This is a genomic window from Streptomyces sp. Ru71, from assembly GCF_002920535.1.
GTDB lineage: Bacteria > Actinomycetota > Actinomycetes > Streptomycetales > Streptomycetaceae > Streptomyces.
The window spans coordinates 1-13,705 of the sequence record NZ_PQSS01000124.1 but is presented as its reverse complement, the minus strand read 5'-3'; the positions used below and the strand labels follow the sequence as shown (position 1 = coordinate 13,705).

The 13,705-nt window shown below is 74.1% G+C and carries 9 protein-coding genes; 6 read left to right on the top strand and 3 right to left on the bottom strand.

The genetic code is table 11. From position 1 onward, the window contains the following. Positions 1–121 precede the first annotated feature (121 nt). Positions 122–1,369, bottom strand: coding sequence for a serine/threonine-protein kinase (locus C3489_RS36665; RefSeq protein ID WP_103786472.1), 1,248 nt, complete (start codon positions 1,367–1,369; stop codon positions 122–124). Between the two features lie 108 nt (positions 1,370–1,477). Further along, entirely contained in the window at positions 1,478–3,205 is a 1,728-nt protein-coding gene (locus tag C3489_RS36660) for a serine/threonine-protein kinase (protein ID WP_103786471.1), read from the bottom strand. Positions 3,206–3,544: 339 nt separating this feature from the next. Between C3489_RS36660 and C3489_RS36655 the strand changes: the two genes are divergently transcribed. The 5 genes from C3489_RS36655 (at position 3,545) to C3489_RS36635 (ending at position 12,546) form a co-directional block, all read left to right on the top strand. Next, entirely contained in the window at positions 3,545–6,925 is a 3,381-nt protein-coding gene (locus C3489_RS36655; RefSeq protein WP_103786470.1) for an FHA domain-containing protein, read from the top strand. A 188-nt stretch (positions 6,926–7,113) separates the two neighbouring features. Then, positions 7,114–8,502 (top strand): ABC transporter substrate-binding protein, encoded by a 1,389-nt coding sequence (locus C3489_RS36650; protein ID WP_103786469.1) that lies wholly within the window; start codon positions 7,114–7,116, stop codon positions 8,500–8,502. 67 nt (positions 8,503–8,569) lie between these two features. Then, entirely contained in the window at positions 8,570–9,850 is a 1,281-nt protein-coding gene (locus tag C3489_RS36645) for a carbohydrate ABC transporter permease (RefSeq protein WP_103786468.1), read from the top strand. Further along, positions 9,847–10,761, top strand: coding sequence for a carbohydrate ABC transporter permease (locus C3489_RS36640; protein WP_103786467.1), 915 nt, complete (start codon positions 9,847–9,849; stop codon positions 10,759–10,761). The genes C3489_RS36645 and C3489_RS36640 overlap by 4 nt, the downstream gene beginning before the upstream one ends. A 153-nt stretch (positions 10,762–10,914) precedes the next feature. Beyond that, complete coding sequence (locus C3489_RS36635; RefSeq protein WP_258055110.1) at positions 10,915–12,546, top strand: hypothetical protein; 1,632 nt, start codon at positions 10,915–10,917, stop codon at positions 12,544–12,546. Here C3489_RS36635 and C3489_RS36630 read toward each other — a convergent pair. Continuing rightward, the gene (locus C3489_RS36630) at positions 12,536–12,949 is read right to left on the bottom strand and encodes an organic hydroperoxide resistance protein (RefSeq protein WP_103786465.1); all 414 of its coding nucleotides are present in this window, start codon (positions 12,947–12,949) and stop codon (positions 12,536–12,538) included. The two genes, C3489_RS36635 and C3489_RS36630, sit on opposite strands and share 11 nt — an antisense overlap. 110 nt (positions 12,950–13,059) lie before the next feature. Here C3489_RS36630 and C3489_RS36625 point away from each other — a divergent pair, with 110 nt between their 5' ends. Beyond that, complete coding sequence (locus C3489_RS36625; RefSeq protein WP_103786464.1) at positions 13,060–13,542, top strand: MarR family winged helix-turn-helix transcriptional regulator; 483 nt, start codon at positions 13,060–13,062, stop codon at positions 13,540–13,542. Positions 13,543–13,705: the final 163 nt, after the last annotated feature.

Genomic DNA, 13,705 nt, shown 5'->3' with positions numbered 1-13,705 from the left:
AACGGCTCCGCCGTGGTACGAACGCCGGGTGACTGCGGCCGGCTCCCGGTACCCGGCCTTGCACCGCCCGCCAGGGGCTCCGCCCCGGGGCGGGGCCTCCTGGCCGACCTGGGCCCCGAGGTCAGGGGGACATCGGGGCCGAGTTCTTCGTGTCCGGGGTGGGCGGCGCGTCGTCGTCCGACGTCGCGAACCATGCTCCCGCTCCCACCGCCGCCACCAGCACCGCTCCCGCCACCCCCAGTACCACCCGCCGTCGCCGGGTCACCGCGGAGCGGTTTCGTGCGGAGCCGGGGCGTGGGGCCCCCGCCGCGCGGGGTGCGCGGGCCGTGCCGCGGGCGCCGCCGGCCAGCTCGTCGGGCGCCGGCACCCTCATCGACGTATGCGTGTCCCGGTTGGAGTCGGGCTTGGCGCCCCGTACCAGCGGGACGGCCCCTCGGCGGGCCCGCACACCCTCGGCGCTCCGCTCGCCCTCGGCCGCCTCCACGCCGTCCTCGTCCTCGCCCTCCGCCTCCACGTCGGGCTCGTCGACGTCCAGCGGCGGCAGACCGGCCAGTATCGGCAGCTGCTCCCGCAGCCGTACCGCCAGCTCAGAGGCGCGCAGCCGGGACGCCGGGGCCTTGGCCAGGCACTGCACCAGCAGCTGCCACAGCTCCTCCGGGATGCCGGGCAGCGGCACCACCGTCTCCGTGACATGGCGCCGCAGGACCGCCCCGGGGTGGCCCCCGCCGAACGGTGTGAAGCCCGCGAGCAGCTCGTACAGGACCGTCGCCAGCGCGTAGATGTCCACGGCCGCCCGCGGCGGCAGGCCCTCGACGATCTCGGGGGCGAGATAGTCCGGCGTGCCGATGATCTTCGTGGCACGGGTCCGCTTCGGGGTGTCGATCAGCTTGGCGATCCCGAAGTCGGTCAGCAGCGCCCGGTGCGAGCCGCCGTGGCCGACCGGGCCCTGCATGTCCAGGAGGATGTTCTCCGGCTTGACGTCCCGGTGCACGACCCCGGCCGCGTGCGCCGCGGCCAGCCCCTCGGCGACGTCCGCGACGATGGACACCGCGGCGGCGGGCGCCAGGCGCCGGTCGCGCTCCAGGCGGGTGCGCAGGTCGGTGCCCCGGACAAGGTCCATGACCAGCGCGAGATCGTTGCCGTCGACCACGAGGTCCCGTACCGACACCACGTTCGGGTGCTCCAGGCCCAGCAGCGCCGTGCGCTCCTGCACGAAGCGGCCCACGAGTTCCTCGTCGGACGCGAGGTCCTCACGCAGCAGCTTGATGGCGACGGGCCCGTCGGGGCCCTCGCCCAGCCACACCGTGCCGGCGCTGCCCCGGCCGAGGATCTGGTGGGCGGTGTACCGGCTGCCGATCTTCCGTGCCAAGACTGCTCCTACAGACGCGTGTTGTCGCTAAAACTACGCGTCCGGGGAGCCGACGTTCACCGCCGAGGCGGAAATCACCCGCTGGTTGTCGACAAATCCACTGACTCGCTACGGCTGGCCGGCGCCGCTGCCGCCGGAGGAACCGTCCGACGACCCGCCCAGATCGCCGATCCAGCCGGTGACGGTGTCGTACCAGTGCTGCAGTTCGCCCCAGTAGCTGCGGCCGGTCCCGATCCAGTCCTGCAGCGGGGTGAACTCCCAGATCATCCACCCGGCGACGAAGAAGATGACGATCACGAACAGGCAGCCCTTCAGGCAGCCCAGACCGGGGATCTTCATCGGGTTGGCGCTGCGCTGCCGCGGCTCCCGCTGCGGCCGCTGCGGCTGCTGCGGCTGCTGCGGCTGCTGCGGGGCCGCCGGCGGGGCGTACCGCTGCGGCTGGTGCTGCTGTGGCTGGCCGTACCCCTGCCCCTGCTGGTAGCGCGGCTGCCGGCCCTGCGGGGCCTGCTGGGGCTGCGGCCGCTGCGGCTGCTGCTGCGGGCGGGCGACCTGCCGCTGGGGGCGGCGGCGCAGCGGGTCGTCGTTCGGGTCGAGGTACTGGATCTGGGTCTGCTCGTTGCGGTCGCGGGCGGCGCGCAGCTGGGTCTGCCAGGGGTGCGGCTGGTCCGGCGACTGCCCCTGCTGGCCCTGCTGGCCGTACTGTCCGGGCTGGTGCGGCGGCACCGGCGGCATGACAGCCGTCGGGTCGGCCGCCCCGGCGTTCGGACCCGTGTTCGGCAGGACGGCGGTGGGGTCGGCGGCGCCGACCGGGCCGCCGGTGTGCGGCAGGAAACTCGTCGCGGCGTTCGGGTCGTACGTCCCGGCGCCGTGCGGCAGCACCTGCGTCGGGTCGGCCTCCCCGGGCACGCCGGGTACGGCGGCGGGGGCAGGGTCGGGCGCGAGCAGGGCGCCGACGCCCTCGGCGGCGGCGATCTGCGCGGAGCTCGCGTGCACGCCGACGCCCTCGGCGACCACCCGCAGGGCGCGGGCCAGGCTGACGGCGCTGGGCCGTTCGTCGGGGTTCTTGCGCAGGCAGCGCTCGATGACCGTCCACAGCGGGTCGGGGACGGTGGAGGGACGGCGCGGCTCGGCGCTCAGGTGCTGGTGGAGGACCTCCAGCGCGCTGCCGCCGGAGAACGGCGGGCGGCCGGTGACCAGCTCGTACAGCAGGATGCCGGCGCCGTAGACGTCGACCGCGGAGGTCTGCGGGCGGCCCTCGGCGGACTCGGGCGCGACGTACGCGGGCGTGCCGACGAACTCGTGGGTGCGGGTGAGGCCGGGCGAGTCGGCCAGCCGGGCGATGCCGAAGTCGGTCAGCATCGGGTGCATCTCGCCGCCGGTCTGCTTCAGCAGCACGTTGGCCGGCTTCAGATCGCGGTGGACGACGCCGTCGGCGTGGCTGGCGGCGAGCGCGTCGGCGATCTGCGCGGTGAGCAGGGCGGCGGCGACGGGCGTGAAGGGTCCGTTCTCGCGCAGGTAGCGGTGCAGGTCGGGGCCGTCGACGAGGTCCATGACCAGCGCCAGCAGATCGCCCTCGACGACCAGGTCGCGCACCCGGACGATGTTCGGGTGGGTCAGCCGCAGCAGGACGGACCGCTCGCGCAGGAACCGCATCACGACATCGGCGTCGTTCGCCAGCTCCTCCTTGAGGACCTTGATGGCGACGGTCTCGCCGGGCTGGCCGGGAACGGCCGCCTCGGCGCCCGCGGTCTCCCGCTGCCGGGCTCGCCAGACGGTGCCCGTGGCGCCGCGTCCGAGCGGTTCCTCCAAGAGGTACTTGCTGCCGACTGGCCGCACGTCACGCGCTCCCTGCTGCTTGCCTTGCCTACGTTCCGACCCACTGTAGTGCCGCGGTGCCTGGCACCGGCCCTGTCGGAGATCTGTGCGTCTTGCATACGAAAGACGCACGAGGTGGTCTCACGGGTTGCCGGAAGCGGACGTGACCGATCTCAAGCGGTCGCCGTCGCCGCCCCGGTCCAGCACTTTTGCGGGCAGAGCCGACCAATCAAGATCACTTGTCGTGGACGGGCGGGCGTGTTGTCAGTGGCAGGTGCGAGGATGCCTCCAGCAACTGGCCGTCGTGCTCGTGTGGGGTGGGGGGAGTCCGCGCCCGCGCAGAAGGGACCGCTGACGCCGATGCAGATCCGGCTCACCGTCGTAGATCCGCAGGCCCCGCCCTCCGGGGCGCGCGGCCGCGCCGCGAACTGCGACGTGCTGGTCACGGCGCCCGCGGGGACGGCGCTGGCCGCGGTGGCGTCGGGACTGGCCGCGGCGCTGCAGGCCGGTGACGGCCCGGTGGTGCTGTACGCCGGTGCCGAGCGGCTCGACGCGCAGCGCTGCACGCTCGGTGAGCCCCCGCTGACCGACGGCGCCGTGCTTTCCCTCGGCGCCCCCGCCGACCCAGAACCCCACCCCGAGCTCGACGACGCCCCGGCCCAGCTGCACGTGGTCGCCGGACCCGACGCGGGCGGCGTCCACCTGCTGCACGGCGGCGAGGTGCGGGTGGGCCGCTCCGCCGACGCCGACGTGCCGCTGGACGACCCGGACGTCTCCCGGCTGCACTGCGCGGTGACCCTGTCCGCCGACGGCCGGATCACGGTCGCCGACCTCGACTCCACCAACGGCACCACGCTCGACGGCACCCGGGTCACCGGCCGCCCGGTGCGCTTCGCCCCGGGCTCCCTGCTGCGGATCGGCGAGTCGGCCCTGCGGGTCGCCCCGCCCGGCGGGCCGGGCACGCGCGTGCCGACGGCACCGGACGGGGAAGGGCACGTGCGGGTGCGGGCGGCGGCCGACGCGCCGGGCGAGCGGTCTCCCGGGGCAGCGGGCGAGTCGGGTGCGGGGGCGCCTGGTGCTGGGTCCCACGGGGCCGCTGGACCGGTGTCCCGCGGTGCCGGGGACGCGCCGGTGGTGCCGGGCCAGGGCGGCGCTCCGCGCGCGGAGAGCTATTCCGACTCCCCGGGTACGCCGGTCACCGGCCGGTCCTCCGCGGGCCCTGCTTCCGCCCCTGCCGACCACCAGCGCTCCCTGGACACGCACGGCAGCGGGGTGCCGCTCGCCGCGCACCCGGCCGACCCGCACGCCTCCACGCACGCCCACGCGCACGCCGACCCCGACGACGCCGAGGGCGCCGGCCGCAGGAACGGGGGGCGGCGGCGCGGCGGGCTCTCGGCGTGGGCACGCCGGCTGACCGGCGGGCGCGGTGCGCCGGACGGTGTGCCGGCCGACGGCTCGCCGTACGCGGAACCGCCCGGGGAGCGGCCCGCCCCCGTGCCGCCCGTGGCCGCCGGCGCCGCGTCCGCGCAGCCGGAGACCTGGCCCGATCCGGCGGCCCTGCTGCTCACCGCGCTCGGTCCCGGCCCCCGGCTGTGGGAGCGCGGGCCGGGTCACCCGGAGGCGCTCACCGTCCGCCTGGGCACGGCCGACCGCGCCACCCCGGACGGCTCCGGGCTGCTGCCCGCCGTACCGGTGACCGCCGGTCTGCGCGAGGCCGGGGCGCTGGGGCTGGCCGGGCCGCGCCCGCGCCTGTCCGGGCTGGCCCGTGCCGTGCTGGCGCAGCTCGCCGCGCTGCATTCCCCGGACGCGCTGGAGATCGTGCTGATCAGCGTCGACCGCGCCCGCCCGCTTGAGGAGCGGGTCGCGGAGTGGTCGTGGCTGGGCTGGCTGCCCCATGTGCGCCCCGGGCACGGCCAGGACTGCCGCCTGCTGCTGGCCTACGACCGCGAACAGGCCGCCGCCCGCACCGACGAACTGCTGCGCCGCCTGGGGGACCACCTCGCGGACCAGGCACCGGTACCTCCCGCACCCTTGGAGGATCCCGCGCCCCCGCGCCGCCCCTCCTGGGCCCGCACCGCCGACGGACCCGACGACGCCCCCGCTTTCCCGGGCCCGTACACCGTGGTCGTCGTGGACGGCGACCCGGGCGGGGCCGGACTGCGGGAGGCCGTGGCGCGGCTGGCGCTGGAGGGGCCGCGCGCGGGCATCCACGTGGTGTGCCTGGCCGAGACGGCCCCGGCCTCGCCCGCGTCCCCGGTGACGGAGACGTACGAGGCGGCGTGCGCGCTCACGCCGACGTTCCGTCAGTGCGGTGCCGTGGCGCTGCTCAGCGGTGACGTGGCGAGCGCGCTGCGGCTGCTGCGGGTGGCGCCCGCACCGCAGCCCGCGCCCGTCGGCCACGGCACGGTCGCGGTGGTGGACGCCGTGTCCGCCGCCTGGGCGGAGCGGTTCGCGCGGGCGCTGGCGCCGCTGCGGCCGGACGGGCCCGGGGAGCGGCACGCCCGCGTGTCGGCGCCGCTGCCGTCGTCGGCCCGGCTGCTGGACGAGCTGGGTCTTGCCCGGGCCACGCCGACGTCGCTGATGGCGCGGTGGGCGGACGCGGCGGACGACACGGAGGCGCTCGGCGGGCGGGCGTGGGCGGTGCTGGGCGCCGGCCCGCGCGGCCCGGTGACCGTGGATCTGGTGGCCGAGGGCCCGCATCTGTTCGTCGAGGGGCCGGCCGGCAGCGGGCGCACCGAGCTGCTGCGGGCGCTGGTCGCCTCGCTGGCCGCGGCCGAACGGCCCGACCGGCTCGGCATCGTGCTGATGGACGGCCGGGACCGGGTGGGCGGCGCCGGCGGCGACGGGCTGCACGTGTGCACGGACGTGCCACACGTCACCACGCATCTGACCGCCAACGACCCCGTGCGGATGCGGGAGTTCGCGCAGTCGTTGAGCGCGGAGCTGAAGCGGCGGGCGGAGCTGCTGGGCCGCTCCGACTTCGCCGAGTGGCACCGGCACCGGGAGGTCTCCGGCCGCCTGGTCGCCCAGCGCACCGCACCGGGCGCCCGCACCGCGCGCGGCCTGGCCGGGCCGGCACAGGGACCGTCCGATCCCGCATCCTCCCCCGACGCCCACGCAGGTGGCACCGGCCGCGCGCCCGGTGCCGCCGACATCGAGGCCCCGCCGAGCGCCACCCTGCGGCTGCGGCCGTCCGCCGCCACCCGCCGGCAGACGGAGGCCGCGCCGCCGCTGCCCCGCCTCGTGGTCGTCGTGGACGACCTGGACGCGCTGGTCTCGCCCCCGCTGGGCGCTCCGGGCCGGCCGTCCGCTGGCTCGGTGATGCGCGCGCTGGAGGCGGTGGCCCGGGAGGGCGAGCGGCTCGGCGTGCACCTGGTCGCGGCGGCCCACCCCGGCGGCCGTACGGCCGAGTCGGAGCCGGTGCGGCGGGCGGCGCTGCGGATCGCGCTGGAGGCACCGGAGGCCGGGGCGGACGCGCCGTCCCCGGGCCGGGGCCGGCTGACCGGGGCGCAGGGACGGACCACGGCGTTCCAGGCGGGGCGCGTCACGGGCCGTATCCCGCGCACGGCGACGCTGCGCCCGACGGTCGTCGCGCTGGAGTGGCACCGGATGGGCGACCCGCCGGCCCGCCGCCCGGTGCGGGAGCTGGGCAACGGCCCGACGGACCTGGCGCTGCTCGCCAGCGCGCTGCAGAGAGCGGCGAAGGAGGTCTCGGCGGCGGAGGTCCCCTCACTCCTTTAGCCGAGGGCCGTCGACGTTCTCCGGGCAGCCGCCGTGCCTCCTCCGACCGGGGCGCCCAGTCACGACGGGGTCACGATCCTCCGCTTGACACCCGTCGCGCTCTTGCCGACCCCCTTGACCCGGCGTAGACCAGACGGCACGGGGCAAGCGCTCGATCGTTCGACGTGGAACGAAAGAACGGGGAAGTGATGCGCAGCAAGAGCAGCAGCACGATCCGGAACAGCAGGGCCGCGCGGACCGCGGCCGCCTTGGCGGCCGGCTCCCTGGCCTTCACGCTCGCCGCGTGCGGGGGCGGCGGCGACGACAATGACGGCACCAAGACGGGCGGCTCCACCGCCAGTTCCGACAGCAGTGGCCTGAGCCTGCCGAAGCTGAACGGCACGCACCTGGAGGTCGCCGCCGTATGGACCGGTGCCGAGCAGGCCAACTTCAAGAAGGTCCTCGCGGAGTTCGAGAAGCGCACCGGTGCGAGCGTGACGTTCGTGCCCGCGCAGGACCCGATCATCAACTTCCTGGGTTCGAAGGTGGCGGGCGGTCAGCCGCCGGACGTGGCGATGCTGCCGCAGCCCGGTGCCATCAAGCAGGCCGTGGACAAGGGCTGGGCCAAGCCGGTCGGTGCCGACGTCCTCTCCGAGCTGAGCAAGAACTATTCGCAGGGCTGGCAGGACATCGGGAAGGTGAACGGCAAGCAGTACGGCGTGTACTACAAGGCCGCCAACAAGTCGCTGGTCTGGTACAACGCCAAGGTCTTCGAGAACGCGGGCGCGAGTGAGCCGAAGACGTGGAAGGACCTGCTGAACACCGCGCAGACGGTGTCCGACTCCGGCGTCACCCCGTTCTCGATCGGCGGTGCGGACGGCTGGACGCTCACCGACTGGTTCGAGAACGTCTATCTGTCGCAGGCCGGTCCCGAGAAGTACGACCAGCTCGCCCAGCACAAGATCAAGTGGACGGACCCGTCCGTGAAGGACGCGCTGACCACGCTGGCGCAGATCTGGGGCAAGAAGGACTGGATCGCGGGCGGCCCGAACGGCGCGCTGCAGACGGAGTTCCCGGCGTCGGTCACGCAGGTCTTCACCGGTGGCGACCAGCCGAAGGCCGCCATGGTCTACGAGGGTGACTTCGCGCAGGTCAACATCGGTGAGACCAAGGCGAAGGTGGGCACGGACGCCAAGGTGTTCCCGTTCCCGACCGTGGGCGACACCGCGCCGGTGGTCTCCGGTGGTGACGCGGCGGTGATCCTGAAGGACTCCAAGGGCGCGCAGGCGCTGGCGAAGTGGCTGGCCTCGCCGGACGCGGCGACCATCCAGGCCAAGCTCGGCGGTTACCTCTCGCCGAACAAGAGCGTGCCGAACTCGGCGTACCCGAACGAGGTGCAGCGCAAGATCGCCAAGGCGCTGATCGACTCCGGTGACGACTTCCGGTTCGACATGTCCGACCAGGCCCCGCAGGCCTTCGGCGGCACGCCCGGCAAGGGCGAGTGGAAGGACCTTCAGGACTTCCTGAAGAACCCGGCGAACGTCGCGGGCACGCAGCAGAAGCTGGAGGCGGACGCGGCCGCCGCCTACGGGAGCTGACGCCATGGCGTCGGCCTCGGCGGCAGGGGTCTCCAAGACCCCTGCCGCTCCTCGCAGGCGCAAGAGCGTGACCGGCACCCGCAAGACCGTGGCGGCGCTGTTCCTGCTGCCCGCGCTGGTGCTGCTCGGCGCGCTCGTGGTGTACCCGATCGGGTACTCGGTCGTGCGCAGCTTCTACGACCAGTCCGGCGACTCCTTCGCCGGCGTCGACAACTACAAGGCCCTGTTCACGGACGAGGGCATCCGCACGGCGCTGAAGAACAACGTCATCTGGGTGGTGTTCGCGCCGACGATCGCCACCGCCCTGGGTCTGATCTTCGCCGTGCTGACCGAACGGGTGCGCTGGGGCACGGCGTTCAAGCTGGTCGTCTTCATGCCGATGGCGATCTCCATGCTCGCGGCCGGCATCATCTTCCGCCTGGTGTACGACCAGGACCCGGACAAGGGCGTGGCGAACGCGGTGTGGGTGGGCGTCCACGACACGTTCGCGCAGTCGTCGGCGTTCCCGAAGGCGCACCCGGGCCGCAGGTCGCCCCTGGAGCGGGAGGACGGCGGCTTCATCACCAAGGTGCCGGTGCAGGCGGGGCAGCCGGTCCTGCTGCCGCTGGTCGGCGTGGCGCCGGACCAGATGCCCGACAGCGCGAAGAAGGCCGTGGCGGCGAAGGCGGAGCCGGGGAAGATCACCGGCACCACCTGGCAGGACTTCACGCGCGGCAAGGGCGTCGGCACGCTCGGCTCGCCCGACCCGTCCGAGCTCGGGTACGCCGGGATGCGGATCGAGGCGCTCAAGGACGGCAAGGTCGTCGCGTCCACGACGGCGGCCGACGACGGCACGTTCGCCCTGCCGGACAAGGCCGCCGGCGCGCAGCTCAGGCTGCCGGCGAGCAACTTCAAGGAGCCCTACAACGGCCTGGACTGGCTCGGCCCGTCGCTGGTCACGCCGTCGATCATCGGGTCGTACATCTGGATGTGGGCGGGCTTCGCGATGGTGCTGATCGCGGCCGGGCTCGCGGGCGTGCCACGGGAGCTGCTGGAGGCGGCCCGGGTCGACGGGGCCAACGAGTGGCAGGTGTTCCGCCGGGTCACGGTGCCGCTGCTGGCGCCGGTGCTCGCCGTCGTCGTCGTCACGTTGATGATCAATGTGCTGAAGATCTTCGACCTGGTCTTCATCATCGCCCCGGGCTCCTCCCAGGACGACGCGAACGTGCTGGCCCTTGAGCTGTACCGCAAGGGCTTCTCGGAGGACCAGCCGGGCATCGCGAGCGCCATCGCGGTGTTCCTGCTGCTGCTTGTCATCCCGGTGATGTGGTTCAACATCAGGCGGCTTAGGCGGGAGGTGCGGCGATGACGACGGACGCCGGCAGTCTGACGCAGGCGGTGCCGCCGCCCGCCGGGACGGTGAAGGCGAGGCAGTCGCTGGGCTCCCGGCTCGCGGGCTGGGTCAGCGGCGGTGCGGTGCGGGTGTTCCTGATCGTCGTCGGGCTGTTCTGGCTGGTGCCGACGATCGGTCTGCTGATCTCGTCGCTGCGCACGCCCGAGGACATGAACGCCAGCGGCTGGTGGACGGTGTTCAGCGAGCCGTCCCAGCTGACCTTCGAAAGCTACTCCAAGCTGCTGCAGAACCCGGACATCACCGACTCGCTGCTCAACACCGTGCTGATCACGGTCCCGGCGACGGTGCTCGTGGTCGTGATCGGCTCGCTCGCGGGCTACGCGTTCGCGTGGATGGAGTTCCCGGGCCGCGACTGGTGGTTCCTCGGCGTGGTCGGGCTGCTGGTGGTGCCGGTGCAGGTGGCGCTGATCCCGATCGCCGAACTGTTCGGCAAGCTCGGCCTGTTCGGCACGATCTTCGGGGTGATCCTGTTCCACGTCGGGTTCGGCCTGCCGTTCGCGGTGTTCCTGCTGCGCAACTTCTTCGCGGAGATCCCCCGCGAGCTGCTGGAGGCCGCCCGGCTGGACGGGGCGGGCGAACTGCGGCTGTTCGCGCGGGTCGTGATGCCGCTGGGCGGCCCGGCCATCGCCTCGCTGGGCATCTTCCAGTTCCTGTGGGTGTGGAACGACATGCTGGTGGCGCTGGTCTTCACCAAGTCCGGCACCCAGCCGATCACGGTCGCGCTGCAGACACAGGTACGGCAGTTCGGCAACAACATCGACGTGCTGGCGCCCGGCGCGTTCATCTCGATGGTGGTACCGCTGGCGGTGTTCTTCGCCTTCCAGCGGCAGTTCGTGTCCGGTGTGATGGCGGGCGCGGTGAAGTGACCGTGACCGTGACCGCCTGAGCGGAGGCTGCGGGCCGCCGTTCGGGTGATGTGGCCCCGCGACGGGGTGAGCGGCGGCGCGTCCACCGACCGGTGCGGGCATTCGTGGGCATATAAGCACAATGCCCCGAATGCCCGATCATCCGGTCGTCCGATGAGCACAGAGGTGGGCGCGGACGTCGTCGTCCGGCGGCCCGCGCGCGGCGCCACCGCCCTGCGCGGCGGCCGGCTGTGGCGTCCGACGCCGTACCAGGCCGTCGGCTTCCTGTTCTGGCTGGCCATGACGCTCGCGTACTGGCGGGTGCCGCAGTGCTGCGACGCCGGCCAGCACGCCGCGGTGGTCGAGCGGCTGCGGGCCGACCTGCTGCACCCGCGCCATCCGATGGCCGACCTGCCGGGCGCGGGCAGCCCCTACTACTCGCCGTACGCGCTGGCCGAGGGCGTGTTCGCACGGCTGACCGGGCTGGGCGGCTGGGAGGTCGTACGCCTGGCCGGGCCGGTCAACCTGGTGGTGCTGCTCACCGGGCTCGGCCGCTTCGTGCACACGCTCACCCCGCGCCCGTGGGCGCCGGTGCTCGCCCTGGGCGCGACGACCCTGCTGTGGGGCACCGAGCCGGTCGTGTGGAGCGGCTTCGAGAGCCTGCTGGGGATGACCACCAGCCTCGGCTACCCCTCCACGGCCGCGATCGGGCTGACCTTGTGGGCGTGGGCGCTGACGGCGGCGCGGGCGCGGGACACCCGGCGGGTGCGCTACGTCGGCCCGAGCGGGCAGCGCGGCCTCACCGGGTACGCGGCCCTGGGGGTGCTGTACGGGGTGATCGCGCTCGTCCATCCGATCACCTTCGTGGCGACGGCGACGGGTGCGGTGGCCGTGGTGGCGGGCAGGCAGCGCGGCTGGTGTACGGCGGTGACGGCGCGCTGGGCGCTGACCTGCGCGCTCGCGCTGCTGACGGCGGCGGCGTGGCCGTACTGCGAGGTGTTCGCGCTGGCCGGGAACGCCAGCGCGGACACCATCCACCGGGGTCTCTACGACGACCTGGCGGGCCGCTTCTGGCTGGCGTCGGCGGCGGGACTGCCGGCGCTGTGGCTGCGGGCCCGGCGCAACGGTCCCCGGGACCCGCTCGTGCTGATGTTCGCGCTGGACTGCCTGGTCGTGGCGTTCGGCTGGCTCAGCGGCCACTACACCTACGGCCGCGTCCTCGGTATGACGCCGGTGGCGCCGCAGCTCGCGCTCGCCGTGGAGCTCGCGGCGCCGCGGCCGTGGCGGGCCGGGCGCAGGGCGCTGGGCGCGGTGGCCGCCGTGGCGGCGGGCGTGGGTCTGTGCACGGTGCAGGCCGGCGCGGTCGTGCCGGGCCGGCTGGGGCCGGTGCGTTTCGCACAGCCGCCGGACTGGCCGTCGTACGCCTGGGCCGCGCGGTACGTCCGGCCCGGCGAGCCGGTGATCGCCGACGGCTACAAGGCCCGCCGGATGCTCCCCGGGTACGGCGCCGACCTGGCCGCACCGACCTGGCCCGACCCGGCACTGGACGAGCGCGAGCGGCTGCGGCGGCTGGCCGATGTGCGCGCCTACCTCGCCGACGGCTCGACCCGCGCCGGGCGTTCCGCGATCGCCCGCCGCTACCACGTGCGCTGGCTGCTGCTGACGCCTCGGCGCCGGGTGCCGCAGGAGGCGGTGGTGGTGGCGTGGAGCGGGCGGACGGGGGAGGTGCTGGCGCGGGTCGGGGGTGGGCCGACGAGGACCGGGAGTGGGCCGGGGGCCGGGGGTGGGGTGGGGACTACTCGATGACGAGGTCGACGGGGATGTTGCCGCGGGTGGCGTTGGAGTAGGGGCAGACCTGGTGGGCGGTCTCCACCAGCTTGCGGCCGGTGGCCTCGTCGACGTGGTCGGGCAGCTCGATGCGCAGGGTGACGGCGAGCCCGAAGCCCTCGCCCTGCTTGCCGATGCCGACCTCGCCGGTGACGGCGGCCTCGCTGACGTCCACCTTGGCCTGGCGGCCGACCAGGCCGAGGGCGCTGGCGAAGCAGGCGGCGTAGCCGGCGGCGAAGAGCTGCTCGGGGTTGGTGCCCTGACCGTTGCCGCCCATCTCCACGGGGATGGCCAGCTGGAGGTCGAGCCGGCCGTCGGAGCTGACGGCACGGCCCTCGCGGCCGTGGGTGGCGGTGGCGACGGCGGTGTAGAGCGTGTCCATGGGGGCCTTCCCTCTCGTTGTCGGTGACGGTCACAAGTAGAGCACGCGATTGAGTTGTGCGCAACTGAATTGGGGGTTTGTTAATTGCGCGCAAGAGCTACCCTGGAGACATGACCCCGAGCACACCGCCCGCCGCCGAAGAGGACTGGCTCCGCCTGGACCGTCAGATCTGCTTCTCCCTGCATGCCGCGTCCCGCGCCTTCAACGGCGTGTACCGCGTGATCCTCAAGGACCTCGGGCTGACGTATCCTCAGTACCTGGCGATGCTGGTGCTGTGGGAGCGGGGCGAGCTGCCGGTGAAGAAGCTGGGCGAGCATCTGCGGCTGGACTCCGGCACGCTGTCGCCGCTGCTCAAGCGGCTGGAGGCGGCCGGGTACGTGCGGCGTGAGCGCAGCGCGGAGGACGAGCGGTCGGTGCGGGTGCGGCTGACCGAGGAGGGCACGGCTCTGCGTGCGCGGGCTCTGCAGGTTCCGCGCCGGATCGTGGCCTCGACGGGCTTCGAGCTGGACGAGATCCGCGAGCTGCGCGAGCGTCTCGACCGGCTTACGACGGCGCTGGACGAGGCGGCGCGGGAGCCGGAACCGGGCCGCTGAGGCGTGCGCGTGCGCCCTCGCGGGTGCCTGCGGCGCTTGGGCCGGTTTTCGTCTGCGGGTGCGTGGTGGCTGGTCGCGCAGTTCCCCGCGCCCCTGAAATGCCTGCGGCGGCCCGTCGCTGTCGCGTCGTGGCGTGCGTAGCGCCTTCTGTCCGGTGGGTGAG

What these genes read in the sequence shown, in the direction of transcription:
- C3489_RS36655 (WP_103786470.1), top strand. Translation starts at nt 3,545, where the DNA reads ATGCAGATCCGGCTCACCGTCGTAGATCCGCAGGCCCCGCCCTCCGGG.
- C3489_RS36650 (WP_103786469.1), top strand. Translation starts at nt 7,114, where the DNA reads ATGCGCAGCAAGAGCAGCAGCACGATCCGGAACAGCAGGGCCGCGCGG.
- C3489_RS36640 (WP_103786467.1), top strand. Translation starts at nt 9,847, where the DNA reads ATGACGACGGACGCCGGCAGTCTGACGCAGGCGGTGCCGCCGCCCGCC.
- C3489_RS36635 (WP_258055110.1), top strand. Translation starts at nt 10,915, where the DNA reads ATGAGCACAGAGGTGGGCGCGGACGTCGTCGTCCGGCGGCCCGCGCGC.
- C3489_RS36630 (WP_103786465.1), bottom strand. Translation starts at nt 12,949, where the DNA reads ATGGACACGCTCTACACCGCCGTCGCCACCGCCACCCACGGCCGCGAG.
- C3489_RS36625 (WP_103786464.1), top strand. Translation starts at nt 13,060, where the DNA reads ATGACCCCGAGCACACCGCCCGCCGCCGAAGAGGACTGGCTCCGCCTG.